Origin of the sequence: Janthinobacterium sp. 78, from assembly GCF_003096775.1 — a bacterium.
In the GTDB taxonomy this organism is placed as follows: domain Bacteria; phylum Pseudomonadota; class Gammaproteobacteria; order Burkholderiales; family Burkholderiaceae_D; genus Janthinobacterium; species Janthinobacterium tructae.
Genome location: NZ_QENT01000001.1, coordinates 4,721,141 through 4,743,291, shown reverse-complemented (window position 1 = coordinate 4,743,291; position 22,151 = coordinate 4,721,141). Strand labels below are relative to the sequence as shown.

19 protein-coding genes are annotated in these 22,151 nt (G+C 62.5%); 18 read left to right on the top strand and 1 reads right to left on the bottom strand.

Annotation, left to right across the window (positions count from 1 at the left end; genetic code table 11):
* Positions 1-21 precede the first annotated feature (21 nt).
* From zapE to C8C92_RS20880, 15 genes are all read left to right on the top strand, one after another.
* Entirely contained in the window at positions 22-1,119 is a 1,098-nt protein-coding gene (zapE, locus tag C8C92_RS20950; RefSeq protein WP_116745137.1) for a cell division protein ZapE, read from the top strand.
* Between the two features lie 19 nt (positions 1,120-1,138).
* Positions 1,139-1,849, top strand: coding sequence for a hypothetical protein (locus C8C92_RS20945; RefSeq protein WP_243420311.1), 711 nt, complete (start codon positions 1,139-1,141; stop codon positions 1,847-1,849).
* 145 nt (positions 1,850-1,994) lie between these two features.
* Entirely contained in the window at positions 1,995-2,195 is a 201-nt protein-coding gene (locus C8C92_RS20940) for a DUF465 domain-containing protein (protein WP_034752051.1), read from the top strand.
* A 94-nt stretch (positions 2,196-2,289) separates the two neighbouring features.
* Entirely contained in the window at positions 2,290-4,293 is a 2,004-nt protein-coding gene (locus C8C92_RS20935) for an ATP-dependent DNA helicase (protein WP_116746063.1), read from the top strand.
* 284 nt (positions 4,294-4,577) lie between these two features.
* Positions 4,578-5,183: a toll/interleukin-1 receptor domain-containing protein gene (locus tag C8C92_RS20930; RefSeq protein ID WP_099762952.1), complete on the top strand. Its 606-nt coding sequence runs from the start codon at positions 4,578-4,580 to the stop codon at positions 5,181-5,183.
* A gap of 19 nt (positions 5,184-5,202) precedes the next feature.
* Positions 5,203-7,683, top strand: coding sequence for a tetratricopeptide repeat protein (locus tag C8C92_RS20925; protein ID WP_116745135.1), 2,481 nt, complete (start codon positions 5,203-5,205; stop codon positions 7,681-7,683).
* Between the two features lie 94 nt (positions 7,684-7,777).
* Positions 7,778-8,515 (top strand): 5'/3'-nucleotidase SurE, encoded by a 738-nt coding sequence (gene surE, locus C8C92_RS20920; protein WP_099762953.1) that lies wholly within the window; start codon positions 7,778-7,780, stop codon positions 8,513-8,515.
* A 9-nt stretch (positions 8,516-8,524) separates the two neighbouring features.
* Positions 8,525-9,415, top strand: coding sequence for a protein-L-isoaspartate(D-aspartate) O-methyltransferase (locus C8C92_RS20915; protein WP_099762954.1), 891 nt, complete (start codon positions 8,525-8,527; stop codon positions 9,413-9,415).
* 42 nt (positions 9,416-9,457) lie between these two features.
* Positions 9,458-10,372, top strand: coding sequence for a peptidoglycan DD-metalloendopeptidase family protein (locus tag C8C92_RS20910; protein ID WP_116745134.1), 915 nt, complete (start codon positions 9,458-9,460; stop codon positions 10,370-10,372).
* An 8-nt stretch (positions 10,373-10,380) separates the two neighbouring features.
* Positions 10,381-11,412: an RNA polymerase sigma factor RpoS gene (gene rpoS, locus C8C92_RS20905; protein ID WP_116745133.1), complete on the top strand. Its 1,032-nt coding sequence runs from the start codon at positions 10,381-10,383 to the stop codon at positions 11,410-11,412.
* Positions 11,413-11,544: 132 nt separating this feature from the next.
* The gene (gene rlmD / locus C8C92_RS20900) at positions 11,545-12,888 is read left to right on the top strand and encodes a 23S rRNA (uracil(1939)-C(5))-methyltransferase RlmD (protein ID WP_116745132.1); all 1,344 of its coding nucleotides are present in this window, start codon (positions 11,545-11,547) and stop codon (positions 12,886-12,888) included.
* 398 nt (positions 12,889-13,286) lie between these two features.
* Positions 13,287-15,209, top strand: coding sequence for a glycosyl hydrolase family 18 protein (locus C8C92_RS20895; RefSeq protein ID WP_243420310.1), 1,923 nt, complete (start codon positions 13,287-13,289; stop codon positions 15,207-15,209).
* 75 nt (positions 15,210-15,284) lie between these two features.
* Positions 15,285-16,343, top strand: a complete 1,059-nt coding sequence (locus C8C92_RS20890) for a cupin-like domain-containing protein (protein WP_116745131.1) — start codon at positions 15,285-15,287, stop codon at positions 16,341-16,343.
* Between the two features lie 265 nt (positions 16,344-16,608).
* A complete protein-coding gene (cfa, locus tag C8C92_RS20885; RefSeq protein WP_099762959.1) occupies positions 16,609-17,796 on the top strand; it encodes a cyclopropane fatty acyl phospholipid synthase in 1,188 nt (395 codons plus the stop codon).
* Between the two features lie 28 nt (positions 17,797-17,824).
* Positions 17,825-18,670: a LysR family transcriptional regulator gene (locus C8C92_RS20880; protein ID WP_116745130.1), complete on the top strand. Its 846-nt coding sequence runs from the start codon at positions 17,825-17,827 to the stop codon at positions 18,668-18,670.
* 61 nt (positions 18,671-18,731) lie between these two features.
* Here the strand turns inward: C8C92_RS20880 and C8C92_RS20875 are convergent, their stop codons facing one another.
* Positions 18,732-19,418 carry a Bax inhibitor-1/YccA family protein gene (locus tag C8C92_RS20875; protein ID WP_116745129.1) on the bottom strand — a complete coding sequence of 229 codons (687 nt, stop codon included), beginning with the start codon at positions 19,416-19,418 and terminating at the stop codon, positions 18,732-18,734.
* Between the two features lie 221 nt (positions 19,419-19,639).
* Here C8C92_RS20875 and ndk point away from each other — a divergent pair, with 221 nt between their 5' ends.
* The 3 genes from ndk (at position 19,640) to pilW (ending at position 22,145) form a co-directional block, all read left to right on the top strand.
* Positions 19,640-20,056, top strand: a complete 417-nt coding sequence (gene ndk / locus C8C92_RS20870; protein WP_071076275.1) for a nucleoside-diphosphate kinase — start codon at positions 19,640-19,642, stop codon at positions 20,054-20,056.
* A gap of 125 nt (positions 20,057-20,181) precedes the next feature.
* Entirely contained in the window at positions 20,182-21,357 is a 1,176-nt protein-coding gene (gene rlmN / locus C8C92_RS20865; RefSeq protein WP_071076956.1) for a 23S rRNA (adenine(2503)-C(2))-methyltransferase RlmN, read from the top strand.
* A gap of 11 nt (positions 21,358-21,368) precedes the next feature.
* A complete protein-coding gene (gene pilW / locus C8C92_RS20860; protein ID WP_165829513.1) occupies positions 21,369-22,145 on the top strand; it encodes a type IV pilus biogenesis/stability protein PilW in 777 nt (258 codons plus the stop codon).
* The last annotated feature ends 6 nt before the right edge of the window (positions 22,146-22,151 follow it).

Genomic DNA, 22,151 nt, shown 5'->3' with positions numbered 1-22,151 from the left:
TTGTGCGTTAAAGCGAATCCCATGAACGTAGAAGAGTTTTACCAGCACGCGTTGCAGAAGCGTGATTTCAAGGCCGATGCCGCCCAACGGCGCGCGGTCGACCGCCTGCAGCTGTGCTATGACGAGTGGGTGGCCTACAAGGGCCAGCGCTCGAGTACCTTCAAGCGCCTGCTGAACCGTCCTGCCGTGCCGAAAGGCGTGTACATGTGGGGCGGCGTGGGGCGCGGCAAATCGTTCCTGATGGACAGTTTTTACTCGGTCGTGCCGGTAGTGCGCAAGACGCGCTTGCACTTCCACGAATTCATGCGCGGCGTGCACCAGCAGCTCGATGAATTGAAAGGCGTGGCCGACCCGCTCGACGACGTGGCCAAGCGTATCGCCAAGAAATACCGCCTGATCTGCTTCGATGAATTCCACGTCTCGGACATCGCCGATGCGATGATCCTGTACAACCTGCTGTCGGCCCTGTTCGCCAATGGCGTGTCCTTCATCATGACCTCGAATTACGATCCCGACCTGCTGTATCCGGACGGCCTGCACCGCGACCGCATGCTGCCGACCATCGCGCTGCTGAAGGACAAGCTCGACGTGATGAACGTCGACGCCGGCGTCGATTACCGCGGCCGCGCGCTGGAACAGGTGGAAAGCTACTACACGCCGCTGGGCGCCGGCACCGACAAGGCCTTGCGCGATGCCTACACGCGCATCGCCGAGACGGCCGATGAAGATGCGCGCATCCGTATCGAGAGCCGCGAAATCCATTGCCTGCGCCGCGCCGGCGGCATCATCTGGTTCGATTTCGCCACCCTGTGCGGTGGACCCCGCTCGCAAAATGATTACCTGGAAATCGCCAGCCGCTTCCATACGGTGATATTGTCCGGCATACCGGCCATGTCGGCGGCGCAGTCGTCCGAAGCGCGCCGCTTTACCTGGCTGATCGACGTGTTTTATGATCAAAAGGTCAAGCTGGTCATGTCGGCCGAAGTGGCGCCCGAGCAGCTGTACACGAATGGCATGCTGGCCAACGAGTTTCACCGTACCGTTTCGCGTATCATCGAGATGCAATCGCGCGAATACATGGAAAAAGAACAGCGCGGCGCGGCCGACGCGATCGTTTGAGGCAGGGATAATGAACATCATGGCAAATACACTATACAAGCTGGGTGCGGCGCTGGGCCTGGCCCTGGCATTGTCCGCCTGCGCGCACCAGGGTGCCGCGGCATTGGATGAGGTTGGCGCACCGCAGGTGCCCGCGACCTTGTCGGTGGAAGAAGCGGACGCCAAGCTGAAGCAGTCAGCCAGCGAACGCGCGGCGGCCGAAAATGAGTTTGCCGCGCGCGAACTGGAGTGCTACGACAAGTTTTTTGTGAATAACTGCCTGGATCAGGCCAAGGAAAAGCGCCGCCTGATCCTCGTGCGCCTGCGCGCCGTCGACGCGGAAGCGAATTACTTCAAGCGGGCCGAATCCGTGCGCCTGCGCGATATCGATCTGGCCAGGACGCAGGAAGATGCGCGCCTGGACGCCGAGCAGCGCACTGCGGCCATGCCCAAGCCCGTGAAAGTGGTCACGCCCGAGCCGGCGCCGCCCAAGCCGGAAGGCAAGAGCCTTGCCGAGCGCGAGGCTGCGCAAGCGGCGAAGGTGGCGAAGCAGGCCGCTGCCGCAGCCGCCGAAGCGCCGCGCCGCGCAGCCCGCGAAGCAGACTATGCGCGCAAGCAGGCTGACGCCGCGGCGCGCCAGAAAAGAGTGGCGCAACGCCTGGCCGAGCGCCAGGCCGAAGCGCAGGCCAAGGCGGCCAAAGCGGCTGCCAGCACGCCGGCCGTCGCTGTGCCTGTGCCTCCTGCCAAATAAGACCTGCGTGCGCGGGGCATGCCGGAAATGGCGTGCCCTAACGCGCGTGGCAGGTTAAACTACGCACTTGCCGGTGATGCCGGCGTCAATGGCTGCCTGCGTACGTTGCGCGCGCCTGTTACCAACACTGCCTGGAACGCAACACATGAGCGATGCACAGCAAATAGAGCGGCGCCTGATTGAACTCAACGTGGAGCACCGTGACCTCGATGCCGTCATCGAGTTGCTGATACTCGATGGTCACCATGACGAGCTGCAGCTGCGCCGCCTGAAAAAGCGCAAATTGCAATTGAAGGATCACATCACCTTGCTGAAAATGCAGTTGGTGCCCGACGTTCCCGCCTGAGGGGCGCCAGCAGCGTCCAGTCCAGCCTTCACTTAAGTATATTTTGACCGATTACAATTTATTGCCTGTAAACCCAGATGGCCAGCCTGCCGATTTGCACGCCAGTCTGCCAGCCGAACCCCAGGCGGCCCCTGGCAAGCACGATGCCGACATCGAGCGCCTGTTCGGCGCGGGCGGCCCGCTCGGTCCCGCCGTGGGCAGCTACAAGCCGCGCCGTTCGCAAACGGAAATGGCCAAGGCCATCGCCCACGCCATCGACAGCCAGACCACCCTGATCGCCGAGGCGGGCACGGGCACGGGTAAAACTTTCGCCTACCTGGTGCCGGCCCTGATGTGGGGCGGCAAGACCATCGTGTCTACCGGCACGAAGAACTTGCAGGACCAATTGTTCCTGCGCGATATCCCCACCGTGCGCGCCGCGCTGCAGGCACCGGTCTCCGTGGCCCTGCTGAAGGGCCGCTCGAACTACGTCTGCCACTATCACCTGGAACGCACCCTGCAAAACGGGCGCATGACGTCGCGCGACGACGTGGGGCATTTGCGCGAAATCTCGCGCTTCATCAAGATGACCAGCTCCGGCGACAAGGCGGAACTGGCCAAGGTGCCGGAAAACGCCATGATCTGGAATTTGGTGACGTCCACGCGCGACACTTGCATGGGTGCCGAGTGCCAGTATTACCAGGATTGCTTCGTCATGAAAGCCCGCAAGGAAGCCCAGCAGGCCGACGTGGTGGTGGTCAACCACCATCTGTTCTTTGCCGATGTGGCCCTGAAGGACACGGGCGTGGCCGAATTGCTGCCTTCGGCCAATACCATCATCTTCGATGAGGCACACCAGCTGCCCGATACGGCCACTTTGTTCTTTGGCAACACGGTGTCGACCTCGCAAATCCTGGAACTGTGCCGCGACGTGCTGGCCGAGGGCCTGGCGCACGCGCGCGGCATCGACTGGGCCAAGACGGTGACGGTGGTGGAAAAGGCGGCGCGCGACCTGCGTTTGACCTTCCCGCAGGATATCGTGCGCCTGTCCCTGCCGCAAATCGCCCCGTCGAGTGATTTCTTTCCGGCGCTCGACACGCTCAAAGATGAGCTCGACGGCATGGTGGCGGTGCTGGAAACCCAGGCGGAACGCGCGGAAACGCTGGAACAGTGCCGCGTGCGCGGCGTCGAGCTGGCGCAGCAGCTGAGCGGCTGGAAGTTCGATCCGAAGGCCAAGGTCGCGGCTGGCGAAGAAGCCGTGTTCTGGGTGGAGGCGTTTTCCAGCTCCTTGCAGTTGCATAAAACACCATTGTCGATCGCACCGATCTTCAACAACCAGCGCGAAGGCACGCCGCGCAGCTGGATTTTCACGTCCGCCACCCTGGCCGTGAAGAATGATTTCAAGCATTTTTCGGAACAGATGGGCTTGACGGGCGAACCGTCGCACACCTGGCCGAGCCCCTTCGACTATGGCCAGCAGGGCTTGCTGTTCGTGCCGCAAAACCTGCCGCAGCCGAATTCGCTGGGCTACACGGACGCCGTCATCGACTGCGCCTTGCCCATCATCGAGGCGGCGGGCGGGCGCACCTTCTTCCTGTGCACCACCTTGCGCGCCGTCAAGCGGGCCGCCGAGCGCCTGGCCGACGAATTCAAGCAGCGGGGCCTGAACTACCCCCTGTTCGTGCAGGGCGACAAGGGCCGCACGGAATTGCTGGACCAGTTCCGCGCCGCCGGGAATGGCGTGCTGATCGGCAGCCAGAGCTTCTGGGAAGGCGTCGACGTGCGCGGCGATGCGCTCTCTCTGGTGATCATCGACAAGCTGCCATTTGCGCCGCCCGACGATCCCGTGCTGGCGGCGCGCATCGAAGTGATGGAAAAACAGGGCAAGAACGGCTTCATGCACCATTCGCTGCCGGAAGCCATCATCAACCTGAAGCAGGGCGCGGGCCGATTGATCCGTGACGAGGGCGACCGCGGCGTGCTGATGATCTGCGATCCGCGCCTCATTTCCAAGCCGTACGGCAAGCGCATCTGGCAAAGCCTGCCACCGTTCAAGCGCACGCGCGATGCGGCCGAAGTGGTGGAGTTCTTCCGCAATCTGCCCGTCAAGGGCGCTTAAGTCCTCGCTTGAGTCCTGCTTGCCGGCGCCAGTTGCGCGCCGGCATATTTCCCTTTGTTATCAAGCCACTAGCGCTTCCAGTGCGGCGCTTGCCTGCGCGCCTGGTATGCCAGAAATGGGCGTGATCGTGCCAGTTTCTGGCTTTTTCTGCCATGTCCAGGACGCCAGACACATCTTTGCGCCAGCGCAAACTGAGCTGTTGCCGGGCGGTCTACAGTGAGTTCATGCCTTGCAGGATGAAGGCGCGGCGTTGGCAGGGCCGCACGGGGAACAGGGGGGATGCCATGGAGATCCGCTACGGCTGTTTCTTGAGCTATGCACACGGCCAATATGCGTTCATGAACAAGTTCAAGAATGATCTCATCGAGGCGCTGGCTTGCTATCTGGAACCGCACCTCGACCGTGAAGAAGTGCTGTTCATCGACAGCGAGCAACTCGGCGGTGGCGACGATATCGACCTGCGCGTGGCGCGCGCCATGTGCCAGAGCGTCTGCATGATCGTGCTGTACACGCCCAAATATGAAGCACACGGCTATACGCGGCGTGAATTTGCTGCCATGCAACTAATCGAACAGGAGCGGCGCGCCTGGTATGCGCTGCCCAGCCACCTGATCATCCCCATCATCATGACGCGCCATCCGGACGGCTTGCCGCCGCAAATCACGGAGTCGGGGCTGTACGTCGATTTCTCCGGCTATACGCTGGCCAGCGGCGACCTGAAGTCGAATCCGCAATACCTGCCCGACATCGACCGCATCGTGCAGCGCATCGCCACGCATTACCACTTGCTCAAGCGGTCGACACCGCCCGGCCACGATTGCAGCCGTTTCGTGTTGCCCGCTATTCCGCCGGAATGGCGCGCCATTCCGCCTCCCCACTTTCCGCGTTAATCACGTAAAAGGTCCCGTCATGGAATGCCAACGCCTCTCCCTGCCGCCTTTGAGCGCCCCTGGCGAAGTCGTCACCTTCTATTCCTACAAGGGCGGTACCGGCCGCACCATGGCCCTGTCGAACATTGCCGTCCTGCTGGCGCGCCGTGAAAACGCCAGCGTGCCCGTGCTGATGCTGGACTGGGACATGGAAGCGCCGGGCCTGCACCATTATTTCGAGCAGCACGAGGAGCGGCCGGGCGTGCTCGAGTTCTTCGAGGCGTGCCGCCAGCAGCTCGAGCGCTTCAGCCTGGAAACGGCGGGCGCGCGCGGCGGCGGGCAGGCCAGGGGGCGCGAAGATGCCGGGCGCGAGGACGCGGCGCTGGCGCAGCGCGTGCTCGACGCCATCGACTGGCAGCAATACGTGGTGCGCGTCGATCAGGGCAGCCCGCTGTACCTGATGCGCGCGGGGCGTTTCGATGCCAGCTATAGCGAACGCCTGGCGCAGATGCGCTGGGATCAGCTGTTCGACACTTGCCCAGCCCTGTTCCGCTGCTTCGCCGATACCCTGGCCCAGCATTTCCGCTACGTGCTGGTCGATTCGCGCACGGGCCGCACGGACAGTGCCGGCATCTGCACCACCTTGCTGCCGAAAAAGCTGGTGGTGGTCTTCACGCCGAACCGGCAAAGCCTGGAAGGCGTCGATGCGCTCGTCACCCGGGCCATCGAATACCGCCGCAGTCATGAGGATGAACAGCGTCCGCTGCTCGTCTACCCCTTGCCCTCGCGCATAGAAATGGGCGATGGGGCGCAGCGCGCCGAGTGGCGCCGCGGCGACGCGCACAAGGGCATCGCCGGCTTCCAGCCCATGTTCGAGCGCCTGCTGCGCACTTCCTACGGCTTGTCGCAGATTGCCCTCGACAGCTATTTCGACGAAGTCCAGCTGCAGCAGACGAAAACCTTTGCCTATGGCGAGCAGCTGGCCGTGCGCATCGACCAGGGCGGCGACCGCTTTTCCCTCACGCGTACTTTCGAAGCCTTTTTGCACTGGCTGACGGGCGGCTACTTTCCCTGGCAATCGAGCCGTGAAATCGCCTTGCTGGGCGCCATCAGCGAAGCGCGCCAGGCCTTGCTGCTCGAACCGGGCCGCGCCGTGGCCCTGCCGCTGGCGCGCGACCTGGCCCGCCTGGGCGAGCTGTACCGCAAGGAGGGGCGCAGCGCGCAGGCGCTTGACGCCTTTCGCCAGAGCGTCGAGATCCGCGTACGCCTGCTGGGTGAGGAACATCCCGACAGCCTGGCGTGCAAGAGCGGCATGGCGCGCCTGCTGCGCCAGCTGGGCAAGCTCGATGAAGCGCGCTTCCTGGAAGAGGACGTGCTCGACGTGCGCGAGCGCGTGATGGGCAGCGAGCATCCCGACACCCTGGCCGCCCGGGCCTGCCTGGCGCAAACCCTGTTGCTGCAGGGGGAAATGGCGGCGGCGCTGCTGTTGCAAGATGCCGTGCTGGCAAGCTATGTGCGCCAGCTGGGCGGCGAGCATCCGCTGACCCTGGAAGCGATGGATCGCCGCGCCGCCACCTTGCTGCGCATGGGCCGGCTGGCGCAGGCGCAGCAAGTGCTGGGCACGGTGGTGGCGGCGCGCGAGCGCCTGTTTGGTGCCGAGCATGGCGATACCTTGCGCAGCAAGCTGGCCCTGGCGCAGGCCCTGGGGCGCGCAGGCGACCTGGAAGGCGCGCGGCGCCTGCTCGCTGCCGTGCTGCAGGTGCAGGAGCGGCGCCTGGGCAGCGACCATGCGGCCACCTTGGCCACGCGCGACTTGCTGGCCGATATCGTGGCCGGGCAGGGCGACTGGGCCGGTGCGCGCCAGCTGCACGAAGACCAGGTGGCGGCGCGCGAGCGCACGCACGGGCTCGACCATCCTGAAACCCTGATGAGTCAGCGCAAGCTGGCCGAGGCGCTGTTGCGGCGTGGCGAGCTTGATGCGGCGCGCAGCGTGCAGGAGCAAGTGCTGGAAGTGCATGCGCGCCTGCTGGGCGAAGACCACCTTGATACCTTGCACAGCAAGAAGCAATTGGCCGGTACCCTGCAGCAGCAGGGCGAGAGCGAGGCGGCGCGCCTGCTGGAAGACGCGGTGCTCAGCGGCAGCGACCGCTTGCTGAATGCGCCCGTCACGGGGCATGCGGACAGCGTGCTGGACGGCGCCCGGCATTTGCAGGAAACCATCCTGGCCGGCCGCGCCAGCGGGCACGACGTGGCCGAGCCGGACACCCTTGCCAGCATGATCTCGATGTTGCAAGGCATGATCGAGCGCGAACAGTATGCGCAGGCGGGCGAACTGGCCGAACATTTGAAGTCCGGTCTGCTGCGCCCTGGCGTGCCGGGCAAGCTGCGCAGGCGCGGCATGGCGCAGCTGAAAAGAATGTATAAATTGCAAGGTGATCTGAATGCCTTGCTGGCCTTGCAAGAGGATGAAGTGCAGGCGCTGGAAGGGGCGTTATCGGAAGCGGGCATCGAGCCGCGCTGACGCCGTGTGCCATGTCAGCGCGGCGGCATAAATAATGCTGCCATTCGGCGCGTGGCACGCGCAGTGTTGGCATTGCTTCAGGTAAAATCTCGTTATGAGAATTCTTATCAGTAACGACGACGGTTACCTGGCGCCAGGCCTGGCGGCCCTGGCCGACGCGCTCGCGCCCATTGCGGAAATCGTCGTGGTGGCGCCCGACAGCAATCGTTCGGGCGCGTCCAATTCGCTGTCCCTGGACCGGCCCCTGTCCGTGCACAAGGCGGCCAACGGCTTTTATTTTGTCAACGGCACGCCCACCGACTGCGTGCACGTGGCGTTGACGGGCATGCTCATCGAGCGGCCCGACCTGGTGGTCTCCGGCATCAACAACGGTCCCAACATGGGCGACGACACCCTGTATTCGGGCACCGTGGCGGCCGCCACGGAAGGCTATCTGTTCGGCATTCCCGCCATCGCCTTTTCCCAGTCGCAATTCGGTTGGGCCAACCTGGACGCGGCCGCCCGCGTGGCGCGGGAAATCGTCGAGCGCCAGTTTGACGCCCTGCAGAAACCGTATTTGCTGAATGTGAACATCCCCGCCATCCCTTACGAGCAATTGCAAGGCATGGCGGCCACGCGGCTGGGCAAGCGCCATTCGGCCGAGCCCGTGATCCGCGCCCTCGATCCCCGTGGCCGTGAAATCTTCTGGATCGGCCCTGCCGGTGCCGCCAAGGAAGGCGGGCCGGGCACGGATTTTTACGCCGTTGAACATGGACAAGTCTCGATCACGCCGTTGCAGATCGACCTGACCCATACCACCCAACTCGATGCACTGGCAAAAGGCCTGGCATGACCGCTCACTATGACTGACAAGCCGCGTACCTTCCCCCTGACCCTCGATTCGCTGGCCGGCAAGCCCGCCAGGCAGGGCGGGGGGCCGTCGCTGGCGCAGTCGCGCATTGCCACGCCGCAGACGGCGACGCAAAATGCGGCGCAAAATGCGGCCAGGGGAGGCGCGCCGTACCACGCTGCCACGCTGCCCATCGCGCCGTCACGGGCCCAGGCCATCGCCAATGAGCGGGCGCAACCGGCGGTGCCGTCGCCGCCACGGCAAAATCCGCTGGTGTCGGAGGCCGTACGCCGAGCCATGGTGGCGCGCATCGCGAAACAGGGCGTCAAGGATCAGGTGGTGCTCGACGCCATGCAAGCCGTGCCGCGCCATCTGTTCATGGACGAGGCGCTGGCGTCGCAGGCGTATATCGACGCCTCCTTGCCCATCGGCCATCACCAGACCATTTCGCAGCCGTATATCGTGGCGCGCATGATCGAAGTGATGCGCCAGGGCGGCAACTTGCAGCGCGTGCTGGAGATCGGCACGGGCTGCGGTTACCAGGCGACGGTGCTGTCGCTGGTGGCGAAAGAGGTGTATTCGATCGAGCGCATCCGGCCCCTGCACGAGCTGGCGAAGGCCAACCTGCGCCCGCTGCGCGTGTCAAATCTGCGCTTGCAGTACGGAGATGGTATGCTTGGCTTGCCGCAGGCGGCGCCCTTCGACGGGATTATCCTTGCCGCAGCCGGCCTGGAAGTCCCGCAAGCCCTGCTGGAACAGCTGGCGCCCGGCGGGCGTCTGGTTGCGCCGGTGGGGGCTAAATTGCAACACTTACAACTCATTACCCGGGTGGGGAAAATGGAATGGACCAGCCAGACCCTGGAAGACTGCCATTTCGTACCTTTGCGCCCGGGCACCATATGATCCCCGGATCAGCTAGCAAGCAGGACATACAATTACATGCGAATGATTAAGAAAAGTAACATACTTCTATGTAGCATCACCTTGGCCGCGCTGTTGAGCGGTTGTGGCACCACGGGCGTCCAGGCGCCCGTCGTGGAGCGCCATCCATCGAGCAGCAGCGCCGCCGCCAGCGATCCGCGCGACCGCGACCCGGCTTACTACACGGTCAAGCGCGGCGACACCCTGTTGCGCATCGCTCTGGAACACGGCCAGAATTACCGCGACCTGGTGGCCTGGAATGACTTGAGCAACCCGAACGACATCAAGGTCGACCAGGTATTGCGCGTGCTGCCGCCGAATGGCGACACGGGCGGCGCGCAAACATCGGCCATCGTCATGCCGCCGGTGACGGAGATCAAGCCGGCCGCGCCTGTCGTGCCGAAGAAATCGGGTCCGCGCGGCGAGAAGCGCGCGTATTCGGACGCCACCCTGGCCGAGCTGCGCGCCGATGGCGGCACCAGCGACGTCAAGCCTGCGCCGGCACCGGCAGCAACTGTCGCCGCCGCACCGGCCGCCGCGGCAGCCCCTGCGGCAGCGGCGCCTGGCGACGAGAAGATCAGCTGGATGTGGCCTTCCGAAGGCAAGGTCATCGGCACTTTCGACGAAGGCAAGAACAAGGGCGTCGACATCGCCGGCAAGGCGGGCCAGCAGGTGGTGGCGGCCGGCGCGGGAAAAGTCATGTATGCCGGGAGCGGAATCCGTGGTTATGGTAATCTTGTCATCGTGAAGCACAGTAATAGTCTGTTGTCGGCTTATGCGCATAACCGCAGCATCCTGGTGAAGGAAGGGCAGAACGTCAACAAAGGCCAGGCCATCGCCGAAATGGGCGATTCCGATGCCGACCGCGTGAAGCTGCACTTTGAAATCCGCCAGCAGGGCAAGCCTGTCGACCCTTCGAAATTCCTGCCTAACCGTTAGGTAAAGCAATGACACACGCGCCGCACGATCAGCTGGACGATGAGCCGGAACTGCCGGAAGACGGGGCAGACGAAGTCGTGACGGACGAGGCCGGCGAACTCGACGGCATGGATGCCGTCGACGCGGCCGAGGGCGGCGAGGTGGCCAGCGTCAGCGTGCTGGTCGAAAGTGTCGATGAACTGAAAAAAGTGCTGGCGGCCGAGCTGTCGACCGATACCACGCAGCACTATCTGAACCAGATCGGCACGCGGCCATTGCTGACGGCGCCGCAAGAGGTGCATTACGCCACCCTCGCCAAGCAGGGCAATTTTGAAGCCCGGCAAACCATGATCGAGCATAATCTGCGCCTGGTCGTGTCGATCGCCAAGCATTACATCAACCGCGGCGTGGTCTTGCTCGACATGATCGAGGAGGGCAATATCGGCCTGATGCGCGCCATCGACAAGTTCGAGCCTGAACGCGGGTTCCGTTTTTCCACGTATGCCACCTGGTGGATACGCCAGAGCATCGAGCGGGCCATCATGAACCAGGCGCGCACGGTGCGCCTGCCCGTGCACATGGTGCGCGAACTGAACCAGATCCTGCGCGGCAAATACCACCTGGAAGCCCAGCATCACGACGGCAAGGATGCCACTGCGGAAGACATCGCCCACCTGGTGGGCCGTCCCGTGGAAGAGGTGCAGGATATCCTGGCCCTGTCCGAGCACGCGACTTCGCTCGACGCGCCGCTCGACAACGATCCGCAATCGTCGCTGATGGACATGCTGCCGGGCGCCAGCGAAGACAGCCCCGACGCGCGCGCGGAACACCATGAAATGACGGTGCTGGTGCGCGACTGGCTGACCAAGCTGCCCGACAAGCAGCGCGTGGTCATCATGCGCCGTTTCGGTCTGGACAACGACGATCCGGCTACCCTGGAAACCCTGGCCGAAGAAATGGGCGTGACGCGCGAGCGCGTGCGCCAGATCCAGCAGGAAGCGCTGATTAAGTTGAAGCGCGCCATGGCGGCACGCGGCGTGGTGCGCGACTCGTTATTGTAAGACGCCCGGTCCCGGCATTTCCGGGGCCGCATCTGCTATCATACGCCCCGCTCGCGGCGCCTGACCTTTCCCCCATTCTTTCAAGTTCCAGCGCGGCCCTGCGTCCTGGCCCACTCTTACCTATTGATCGCTATGCAAGAAAATATCATCGAAATCAAATCGCTCGACATGGACGCCCGTGGCGTTGGCCATATTGAGAACGAAGACGGCTCGCCGGGCAAGGTCGTGTTTGTCGAAGGCGCATTGCCGGGCGAGCGCGTCAGCTTTGTGACGTACAAGAAAAAGAAAAACTGGGAAATGGCCCGCATGACGGTGCTGCACCGTGAATCGTCCATGCGCGTGACACCCAAGTGCAAGCATTTCGATAACTGCGGCGGCTGCTCGATGCAGCACCTGGAACCGTCGGCGCAGGTGGCGATCAAGCAGCGCGTGCTGGAAGACAACTTGTGGCATATCGGCAAGGTGCGTCCGCAAAGCATCATGCGCCCCATGTATGGCCCGACGTGGGGCTACCGCTACCGCGCGCGCCTGTCCGTGCGCCACGTCAAGAAGAAGGACGCCGTGCTGGTGGGCTTCCATGAAAAGAAATCGGCTTTCGTTGCCGACATGGATAGCTGCGAAATCCTGCCGCCGCATATCTCCGCCATGCTGCTGCCGCTGCGCGCGCTGATCGGCTCGCTGTCGATCTTCGACCAGATGCCGCAGATCGAGCTGGCCGTGGGCGAAGACGTCACGGCCATGGTCTTGCGCATCATGGCGCCATTGACGGCGGACGACGAAACGAAATTGAAGGCCTTTGCCGACGAATACGGCGTGCAATGGTGGCTGCAGGTGAAAGGGCCGGAAACGGCCGTGCCGTTCTATCCGCTGGACAAGCAGTTGCACTACCTGCTGCCGGAATTCGGCGTCAAGATGCCGTTCAAGCCTGTCGATTTCACGCAGGTGAACCACCATATCAATCGCGTGCTGGTATCGAAAGCCCTGCGTTTGCTGGAAGTGCAGCCGACGGACCGCGTGGCCGACCTGTTCTGCGGCCTTGGCAATTTCACCTTGCCGCTGGCCACGCAAGGCAGCGCAGTGGTGGGCATCGAAGGCAGCACCACGCTGACGGAGCGGGCGCTGGAAAACGCGCTGGCCAACGGCCTGGCGGAAAAAACCTCGTTCTCGACGCGCAACCTGTTCGAAGTGACGACGGACGACCTGATCGCGCTGGGCAAATTCGACCGCATCCTGGTCGACCCGCCGCGCGATGGCGCCATGGCCCTGTGCCAGGCATTGGTCGGCCTGTCGCAAGTGCGTCCCGACCTGCTGCCGAAACGCATCGTCTACGTCTCGTGCAGCCCGTCGACCCTGGCGCGCGACGCCGGCATCCTGGCGCTGGAAGCGGGCTATGTGCTGAGCAAGGCGGGCGTGGTGAACATGTTCCCGCACACCTCGCACGTAGAGTCGATGGCAGTGTTTGATTTGCCTCAATAAGTCTGCTTGACACGGCGGGTGGCCAGGCAGGCACCCGCCGCCGCTGTATTCAATGACGCAGCAAGCTCCCCCAATACCAGTTACATCGTGTTATAAAACTGGTCTGTCTCTTCCCCATTCAGCGTCTTTTTGCATCCTCCCTCTGCCGTTTTTTCATTGTCCAGTAGGACAACACGCCGTTTACCTGTGCCGCTGCGCTTTCTGCGCGAAGTGGTATTACCTACTCTGAGGCCACTTCAAAACCACTTGACCGCCTATTTTTTCAGCAGCATGCTGTTCTTGCAACTGCAAAAAAACAAAATCACAGGGTAGCTTTTCATTGAAGCAGAGTGGTATTTCCGCAAACCTGAACAGGAGACAGCGTGGAAAATTTAATACTCAAAAAAACAATCAGGAACATGATGGTATGTCTGGCCAGTGGTGGCGTGCTGGCGGCATGCGGCGGTGGCGGCGACGCCGGCGCGCCGGCTGGCTCGCAATTGCTGGCGGCCAGCACGGTGGTCGCCTGCGTGCCATGGCAAGAGGGCGGCACGTATAACGCCGGCACGGTGGTCACTTACCTGGGCGCCAACTACACGGCTCTGGTGACGCAGACCGATCACGTGGGCTCCGGTTGGAATCCCGTTTCCACGCCTAGCCTGTGGAGCGCGGGCGGCAGCTGCGATGGCGGCACTACGCCGACACCGACTCCGACACCGACTCCGACACCCACCCCCACCCCGACACCCACCCCGACGCCGACGCCAAATCCAACCCCGACACCCACCCCGACGCCAACGCCGACGCCAACCGGCGGCACTTGCGCGCTGGCATGGGTGGCGGGCACGGCCTACAGCGCGGGCGCCACCGTCAGCCATGCGGGCACGAATTACCGTGCCAACTACTGGACGCAGGGCGACAACCCGTCGACCAGCAGCGGCGCCGCCGGCACGGGCAAGCCATGGACCAGTCAGGAGATCTGCAGCATCACGCCGACTCCAACGCCCACTCCGACGCCAACTCCTACCCCGACCCCGACCCCGACCCCAACGCCAACGCCAACGCCAACGCCAACGGGCCGCGAAGTGGGGTCGTACTTCGCGCAGTGGGGCGTGTATGGCCGCGACTATGAAGTGGCGAACGTGCACTCCAGCGGCGTGGCCGACAAGCTGACCTTCATCAACTACGCTTTCGGCAATATCTATCCGAAAAACGGCGGCTACGAATGCGCCATGATCACCAAGACGGAACCGGGCGCGACGAATCCGAATTCGCCGGACGCGGGCACGGGCGGCGATGCCGAGGCCGACTACATCCGCACGCCGAAGCGCACCGTCGACGGCCAGGCGATTCCTTGGGACGCACCGTTGTCGGGCAACTTCCTGCAACTGAGAAAACTCAAGGCGGCGCACCCGAACCTCAAACTGTTCATCTCGCTGGGCGGCTGGAGCTGGTCGAAGAACTTCTCCGTCGGTTCGGCCACGGATGCGCTGCGCAAGCAGATGGTGCGCTCGTGCATCGATATCTACATCAAGGGCAACTTGCCGGTGCAGGGCGGTCGCGGCGGCGCGGGTGCGGCGGCGAATATTTTTGACGGCATCGACATCGACTGGGAGTATCCGGTGGGCGGCGGCCAGCCGTACAACACGGTCAGCCCGAACGACAAGCGCAACTTCACCTTGCTGATGGCGGAATTTCGCAGCCAGCTCGATGCGCTCGGTGCCGCCAACGGCAAGCGCTACCTGTTGACGGCGGCCGTCGGTGCCGGCAAGGACAAGATCGACAACACGGAACCGGCCCTGTACTCGCAGTACATGGATTGGATCAACCTGATGACCTACGACTTCCACGGCGGCTGGGAAACGAGCACCAACTTCAATGCCCAGCTGTTTGCCGACCCTGCCGATCCGTCGACGGGTATGGCGCGCGAATACGTGGGCGACAAGGCGGTGCAGTACATGATTGCCGCCGGCGTGCCGCGCGACAAGCTGCTGCTGGGTATACCGTTCTATGGCCGCGGCTGGACGGGCGTGGCGCCGGGACCGAATGGCGATGGCCTGTACCAGGCGGCCACGGGCACGGCGCCAGGCACTTACGAGTCGGGCATCGAGGACTATAAAATCCTCGTCGCCAAGACCGGTACGCGCTACTACCATCCCGTGACCAGGCAGCTGTACCTGTACACGGGGGCGGGCGGCCAGTGGTGGAGCTATGACGACCCGACTGTCATCGGCACCAAGGTGAAATATGTCAAGGACCAGGGCTTGCGCGGCGCGTTCTCGTGGGAACTCGATGGCGACGCGAATGGCGTGCTGGCGACGGAGGTGTGGAAGGTGCGGTAATGCTGATGTAGCGTAAGACGCGGCCGGACGGTGCATGCTGTCCGGCCGCTGATGCACATAAAAAGGAGACAGATAATGGCGGCCGTATCGACATTGGGAGCAAAGCAGCAGAAGCAGCAGCCGGAGCAGGGGCAGGAGCAGGAGCTGAGCCGCGAGTGGCGCAGCTGGATCGCGGAAAACCTCATGCTGGGCAGTCATCCGTCGGCGCTGATGCCGGTGCTGCAACAGGCCGGCATCGCCGAGCCCCTGGCGCGCCGCGAAATCGAGCTCGCGCTGCAGAGTCCCTACCTGGCCGGCGCCGTGCGCCTGTCGAACCGGCTGGCCAAGCACGACTGGGTGATCGACATCCAGCGCAAGCTGAACCAGTTGCGTCCACCCGAGATACCCCGCCGCGAGAAATTGACGGCGCAGGAATTCCTCGACGAGTACTACTCCACCAACCAGCCCGTGATCATCACCGGCATGCTCGATGACTGGCCGGCGCTCCGAAAATGGAGTCCGGCCTATTTTCGTGAACACTACGCGCAGCGCGAAGTGGAAGTGCAATGCGGCCGCGAAGCGGACGCCCAGTACGAAATGAACAGCGTGGCGCACAAGCGCAAGATGGCCTTTGGCGAATACGCCAGCCTGGTCGAGAGCAGCGGCACGACCAACGATTTCTATATGACGGCGAACAACAATTCGCAAAACCGGCAGGCGCTGCGCGAACTGTGGGACGATATCGGCCAGCTGCCCGAGTATCTGGAGCAGAGTGGCGGCCCGACGGGTTTTCTGTGGTTCGGCCCGGCCGGCACCGTGACGCCATTCCACCACGACCTGACGAACAACTTCATGGCACAAGTCAAAGGGCGCAAGCGGCTGCGCATCATGGCCGCCTGCGAAGTGGCGCGCGTGTACAACCAGCGCCACTGTTTTACCCCCGTCGACGGGCGCGATATCGACCTGCGGCGCTACCCGCTGATGGCCGACGTGCAGGTGCGCGAATGCGTGCTGGCGCCGGGCGAAATCCTGTTTTTGCCCGTCGGCTGCTGGCATTTTGTCGAAGCGCTCGATATTTCCCTCACCGTGGCGTTTACCAACTTCAAATGGGATAACGATTTTTATAGCAAGTACCCATCGAATCACGACTTTTGATCGTGGTGCGGACGGCGCGAACTTGCCGCGAACAGCCGCCGTACAGGCGGCTTTTTTCATGCTACGGTAGGTATCTTGTATAAGATATTTCCACAAAATAATTTATTCAAATCATTTTGCGGCAATTATTTTGATATGAATGGCCATGATGTTTCATTATCCAGATGCGGATGAGGGGTAGATAATTTTATCGCTGGTGCGCCGCCGGGCCTCCGAGTAGACGTGCGGCGCGCCAGCACCCACAACCATCTGGAGGCGGCAGGGCATGAACACGCAGCAAACGACACAAGCAGCAATGCAGTTGCAACAAGCACAGGCCGGTAGCGCCGGACTCCAGCTCGACACGCGGCTGACGCGCGAAGCGGCCGAATTGCTGGCCAGGGCCGGCATCCACCTGAACGGGCGCGCCGCCTGGGACATGCAGCTGCGCAAACCGGGCGTGCCCGAGCGGGCTTTCGCCAGCGGCAACCTGGGCCTGGGCGAAGCGTACATGGATGGCGACTGGGATGCGAGCCAGCTCGACGAATTCTTTTGCCATCTGTTGCGCGCCAGGGTGGCCGACGACGTGCGCCCGATGCGCCTGGTCTTCCACGCCCTGACTGCGCGCCTGTTCAACTTGCAGACGGAGCGCCGCGCGTGGATGGTGGGCAAGGAACACTACGACCTGGGCAACGCCTTCTATGCGGCCATGCTCGATGCGCGCATGACCTATACCTGCGGCTACTGGAAGGATGCCAGCAACCTGGCCGAGGCGCAGGAAGCCAAGCTTGATCTGATTTGCCGCAAGCTCAGGCTGGAGCCGGGCATGCGCGTGCTCGACATCGGCTGCGGCTGGGGCAGTTTCATGCGCTATGCGGCGGAAAAATACCAGGTGCAGTGCGTGGGCGTGACCATCTCGCAAGAGCAGGTCGCGTACGCGCGCGGCATGCCGGGCGGGGACAAGCTGGACTTCCGCCTGCAGGATTACCGCGACACCGATGAAAAATTCGATCGCATCGTCAGCATCGGCATGTTCGAGCACGTGGGACACAAGAACCACCGCACCTTCATGGAAGTGGCGCACCGCTGTCTGGAAGACGACGGCCTGTTCCTGCTGCACACGATCGGCAAGAACAAGCGCCAATCCGCGTGCGACCCGTGGATCGACAAATACATCTTCCCGAACGGCGACTTGCCGTCGATCGGGCAAATCGGCGACGCCATCGACGATCTGTTTGTGGCCGAAGACCTGCACAACTTCGGCGCCGACTACGACCAGACCCTGATGGCCTGGCACGCCAATTTTGAGCAGGCGTGGCCGCAGTTTTCCGCCCAGCTGGGCGAGCGCTTCCATCGCATGTGGTCCTACTATCTGCTGTCCTGCGCCGGTGCCTTCCGCGCGCGCGACTTGCAGCTGTGGCAATGGGTCTTGTCGAAGCAGGGCGTGCTGGGCGGTTACGAGCGTGTCAGTTGAGATGCGCGGCAGCTGATATCATGGCTTGATGGATATCAATCAAGCGCGTACCTTCCTGGAAGTGGCTTCATGCGGCAGTTTCATCATGGCGGCCGAGCGCATGCACGTGACGCAAACGGCCGTCAGCGCCCGCATCCGCACCCTGGAGCGGCAACTGGGACGCCAGCTGTTCGTGCGCAACAAGGCGGGTGCGCGCCTGACCTCGGCCGGCGAGCGCTTCATGCGCCATGCGGCCACCATGGTGCAGGTGTGGGAGCGGGCGCGCCACCAGGTGGCCTTGCCGCCGGGGCGCGACGATGCCGTCAGCATCGGCTGCGAACTGAGCCTGTGGCAGCCGCTGCTCGGTGACTGGCTCATACGCATGAGCCGCGACTGCCCCGAGATCGCCTTGCGCGCGGAAGTCGACAGCCCGGCGCGCCTGCTCGACGCCGTGCACGACGGCTCGCTCGACCTGGCCGTGCTGTACAACCCGCCGCAGCGCCCGGGCCTGGCCAGCGAATTGCTGGCCGAGGAAAAACTGGTGATGGTGACCACGCGCGCCGATGGGCAGATGCATGCCGATACGTATGTGTATGTGGACTGGGGGTCCAGCTTCGCGGCCAACCACCAGGCGACGTATCCGGAGCTGGGCAGCCCGCCCGTCTCGATTTCGCTGGGGCCGCTGGCCCTCGTGTACCTGCTGGAAGTGGGCGGCGCCAGTTACTTTCGCATCGGCAGCGCGCAACCTTACCTCGATGCGGGCCTCCTGCACCGCGTGCGCGACGCGCCCGAATTCTCGCATTCCGCCTACGCCGTGTATGCGGCCCAGCGCGACAACCCGACCCTGGACCGCGCCCGCGCCTGCCTGCGCGAGGTGGCGGAGAAGAGCAAGTAGGTTCGACAGACGTAAAAAAGCCGACCCGAGGGTCGGCTTTTTGCTGTTTCAAGCGCAGCGCTTAGTCGCGGCTGCCGCCTGCAAAACCTAAAAGCGACAGCAGGCTGGTGAAGATGTTGTACACGTCCAGGTAGATGCGCAGGGTGGCCGAGATGTAGTTGGTCTCGCCGCCGTTGATGATTTGCTGCACGTCATACAGGATGTAGGCCGAGAAGATGGCGATGGCGACCATGGAGATCACGATCGACAGTGCCGACAGGCCCAGGAAGATGTTCGCCACCGATGCCAGGATCAGCACGATCACGCCGGCGAACAGCCATTTGCCCATGGCCGAGAAGTCGCGCTTCGATACCGTGGCGATGGTCGCCATCACGGCCAGGATGGTGGCCGTGCCGCCGAATGCCGTCATGATCAGCATGCCGCCGTTCGAGTAGCCGAGCGTGCGCGTCAGCAGTGGCGTGAGCATCAGGCCCATGAAGAAGGTAAAGCCCAGCAGGACGGCAACGCCCAGGCCCGAGTTCTTGGTTTTTTCGATCGCGTACATGAAGCCGAATGCGACGACCATGAAGATGATGAAACCCATGCCGCCGGTCAGCATCGGCAAGTGCATTTGCACGCCGATGAAGGCGCCCAGCACGGTCGGTATCATGGACAGTGCCAGCAGCCAGTAAGTGTTGCGCAAGACCTGATGGCGGACTTGCTGCATGCCCCCCGACAGGTCAAAGGTGCGTTGCATGTTCTGATTCATAGTGCCTCCGTGTTGTCAATTCAAATTACTGCTTTACCCAAGGATAGCATGAGGGCCGGAATTTGCCAAAAAAGCAGCTTAAGATTTCATTAAACTCAAGCGGCAGGGAAGCATGCCCCCTGCCTGTCTGGGTGATATGGGGTGGAGTATGGTAAAATCAAAGGTTGATTGAGTTATCAATTTACCGTTTTAAACCTTACTTTTTATTGGAGTTTTCACACATGGCAATCGAACGCACCCTGTCGATCATCAAACCAGACGCAGTTGCAAAAAACGTTATCGGTCAAATTTACACCCGTTTTGAAAACGCTGGCCTGAAAATCGTTGCAGCACGCATGACCCAACTGTCGCGCGAACAAGCTGAAGGTTTCTACGCAGCGCACAAAGAACGCGGCTTCTTCAAAGATCTGGTCGACTTCATGGTTTCCGGTCCCGTCATGATCCAGGCCCTGGAAGGCGAAAACGCCGTTCTGGCCCACCGTGACCTGATGGGCGCGACCGATCCGAAGAAAGCAGAAAAAGGCACGATCCGCGCCGATTTCGCCGATTCGATCGACGCTAACGCCGTACACGGTTCCGACGCTGTCGAAGCTGCTCAAGTGGAAATCGCTTACTTCTTCCCAGAACTGAAGGCTTAATTGCCTTAGATAACGTTATTTCCTGGCGTTATCTGTGAAATAACTTATCACCCCCTGTTCCCGCTGCGCTGTGGAGTTTTCGCTCCTGATGCGCGCGGGGACGGATTTTTAGAATAGACAAGATCATGAATACGACGACCCTCACCAACTTGCTGGACCTCGATCCCGCGCAACTCATCGCCTACTGCGCCGAGTTGGGAGAGAAACCGTTTCGTGCGAAACAATTGCAACGTTGGATACACCAGTTCGGCGCTTCCGATTTCGACGCCATGACGGACCTGGCCAAGTCGCTGCGCGACAAGCTGGCCACGCGCGCCGAAGTGCGCGCCCCGGCCATCATCAGCGACCATACGTCGACGGACGGCACGCGCAAGTGGCTGGTCGACGTGGGCAATGGCAATGCCGTGGAAACCGTGTTCATTCCGGAAGAAAACCGCGGCACCCTGTGCATCTCGACCCAGGCCGGCTGCGCCGTGAACTGCCGTTTCTGCTCGACGGGCAAGCAAGGCTTCAACCGCAACCTCAGCGTTGGCGAAATCATCGGCCAGCTGTGGATGGCGGAATTCGAATTGCGCCGCACCAAGGGCATCGAGCCGGGCCCGAAAGGCGAGCGCCAGATCACCAACGTGGTGATGATGGGCATGGGCGAGCCGCTGCTGAACTTTGAGCCGACCGTCACGGCCCTGAAATTGATGCTCGACGACAACGCCTACGGCCTGTCGCGCCGCCGCGTGACCCTGTCGACCTCGGGCGTGGTGCCGATGATGGACAAGCTGTCGCAGGAAGTGCCGGTGGCCCTGGCCGTCTCGCTGCACGCCTCGAACGATGCCTTGCGCGATGGTTTGATTCCACTGAACAAGAAATACCCGCTGAAGGAATTGATGGCGGCCTGCAAGCGCTACCTGGAATTCGCCCCACGCGACTTCATCACGTTTGAATACTGCATGCTCGATGGCGTCAACGACAGCGACGAGCACGCGCACGAACTGCTGGCGCTGGTGCAAGACCGCGAGTTCGGCGTGAACTGCAAGTTCAACCTGATTCCATTCAACCCGTTTCCCGAGTCGGGCCTGTTCCGCTCGAAAAACCCGCGCATCAAGGCGTTTGCCCAGGTGCTGATGGATGGCGGCATCATTACCACCGTGCGCAAGACGCGCGGCGACGATATCGATGCGGCCTGCGGCCAGCTGGCCGGCGAAGTCAAGGACCGCACGCGGGTGCAGGAACGCATGGAAAAGATGACCGAGTATCAGCAAAAATTCGGCGCCAATTTCGGCAAGATCGTGGAGATCCGCTCCTGATGCGGGGAAGCATGGCTTATCCTGGCGCACTTGCCGCGGCTGTTGTCAGCCTGGGCGTGCTGCTGGCCGGCTGTGCTTCCACCGCGGACAAGCAGCAAGCCGCATCTGTCGAGCAGCGCGCCGCCTTGCGTTTGCAGCTGGCAAGCGCCTATTATATGCAAGACCAGTTTGTGGTGGCCTTGGCCGAAGCGGAGCAGGCGGTGCAGCTGGTGCCGGACAATGCCCAGGTGCGCGGCATGCGCGCTCTGATTTTTGCTGCCCTGCGCCAACCTGTGGCTGCCGAAAAAGATTTTCTTTACGCATTGCGCCTCGCGCCCCACAATCCCGAGTTGAGCAATAATTATGGCCTGTTTCTGTGCCAGACCGGGCGCGCGGCGCAGTCGTTGACGTATTTTGATGCTGCATTGCAAGATGTCGCCTATGGCACGCCTGAACTGGCGCTGCATAATGCGGCGGCGTGCAGCCTGGTCATGCAAGATTACCCGCGCGCCGCCAGCTACTGGCTCAAGGCGGAGCGCATCGCACCTGGTACGGCCATCACGTATGCCGGCCTGGTGCGCGTGTATTACCAACAGCAAGACTACCGGCAAGCGGCTCATTACCTTGAGCGGCTCGGTAAAGTAGCGACAATGGAGAGCCAGGCGGCCGATGTGCTGTGGCTCGGGATCAAGGTGCAGCATAAGCTCGGGGATGCGGGTGCGGAAGCTGGCCTGGGGGCGCATTTGCGCAACCACCATTCCGGCTCCCCCGAATATGCTGCTTATCAAAATGGGGCGTTTGATGAGTGAGACAGG

What these genes read in the sequence shown, in the direction of transcription:
- C8C92_RS20915 (WP_099762954.1), top strand. Translation starts at nt 8,525, where the DNA reads ATGACTGACAAGCCGCGTACCTTCCCCCTGACCCTCGATTCGCTGGCC.
- rpoS (WP_116745133.1), top strand. Translation starts at nt 10,381, where the DNA reads ATGACACACGCGCCGCACGATCAGCTGGACGATGAGCCGGAACTGCCG.
- C8C92_RS20890 (WP_116745131.1), top strand. Translation starts at nt 15,285, where the DNA reads ATGGCGGCCGTATCGACATTGGGAGCAAAGCAGCAGAAGCAGCAGCCG.
- ndk (WP_071076275.1), top strand. Translation starts at nt 19,640, where the DNA reads ATGGCAATCGAACGCACCCTGTCGATCATCAAACCAGACGCAGTTGCA.
- rlmN (WP_071076956.1), top strand. Translation starts at nt 20,182, where the DNA reads ATGAATACGACGACCCTCACCAACTTGCTGGACCTCGATCCCGCGCAA.
- C8C92_RS20940 (WP_034752051.1), top strand. Translation starts at nt 1,995, where the DNA reads ATGAGCGATGCACAGCAAATAGAGCGGCGCCTGATTGAACTCAACGTG.
- cfa (WP_099762959.1), top strand. Translation starts at nt 16,609, where the DNA reads ATGAACACGCAGCAAACGACACAAGCAGCAATGCAGTTGCAACAAGCA.
- C8C92_RS20930 (WP_099762952.1), top strand. Translation starts at nt 4,578, where the DNA reads ATGGAGATCCGCTACGGCTGTTTCTTGAGCTATGCACACGGCCAATAT.
- C8C92_RS20875 (WP_116745129.1), bottom strand. Translation starts at nt 19,418, where the DNA reads ATGAATCAGAACATGCAACGCACCTTTGACCTGTCGGGGGGCATGCAG.
- surE (WP_099762953.1), top strand. Translation starts at nt 7,778, where the DNA reads ATGAGAATTCTTATCAGTAACGACGACGGTTACCTGGCGCCAGGCCTG.
- C8C92_RS20910 (WP_116745134.1), top strand. Translation starts at nt 9,458, where the DNA reads ATGATTAAGAAAAGTAACATACTTCTATGTAGCATCACCTTGGCCGCG.
- C8C92_RS20925 (WP_116745135.1), top strand. Translation starts at nt 5,203, where the DNA reads ATGGAATGCCAACGCCTCTCCCTGCCGCCTTTGAGCGCCCCTGGCGAA.
- pilW (WP_165829513.1), top strand. Translation starts at nt 21,369, where the DNA reads ATGGCTTATCCTGGCGCACTTGCCGCGGCTGTTGTCAGCCTGGGCGTG.
- rlmD (WP_116745132.1), top strand. Translation starts at nt 11,545, where the DNA reads ATGCAAGAAAATATCATCGAAATCAAATCGCTCGACATGGACGCCCGT.
- C8C92_RS20945 (WP_243420311.1), top strand. Translation starts at nt 1,139, where the DNA reads ATGGCAAATACACTATACAAGCTGGGTGCGGCGCTGGGCCTGGCCCTG.
- C8C92_RS20895 (WP_243420310.1), top strand. Translation starts at nt 13,287, where the DNA reads ATGATGGTATGTCTGGCCAGTGGTGGCGTGCTGGCGGCATGCGGCGGT.
- zapE (WP_116745137.1), top strand. Translation starts at nt 22, where the DNA reads ATGAACGTAGAAGAGTTTTACCAGCACGCGTTGCAGAAGCGTGATTTC.
- C8C92_RS20880 (WP_116745130.1), top strand. Translation starts at nt 17,825, where the DNA reads ATGGATATCAATCAAGCGCGTACCTTCCTGGAAGTGGCTTCATGCGGC.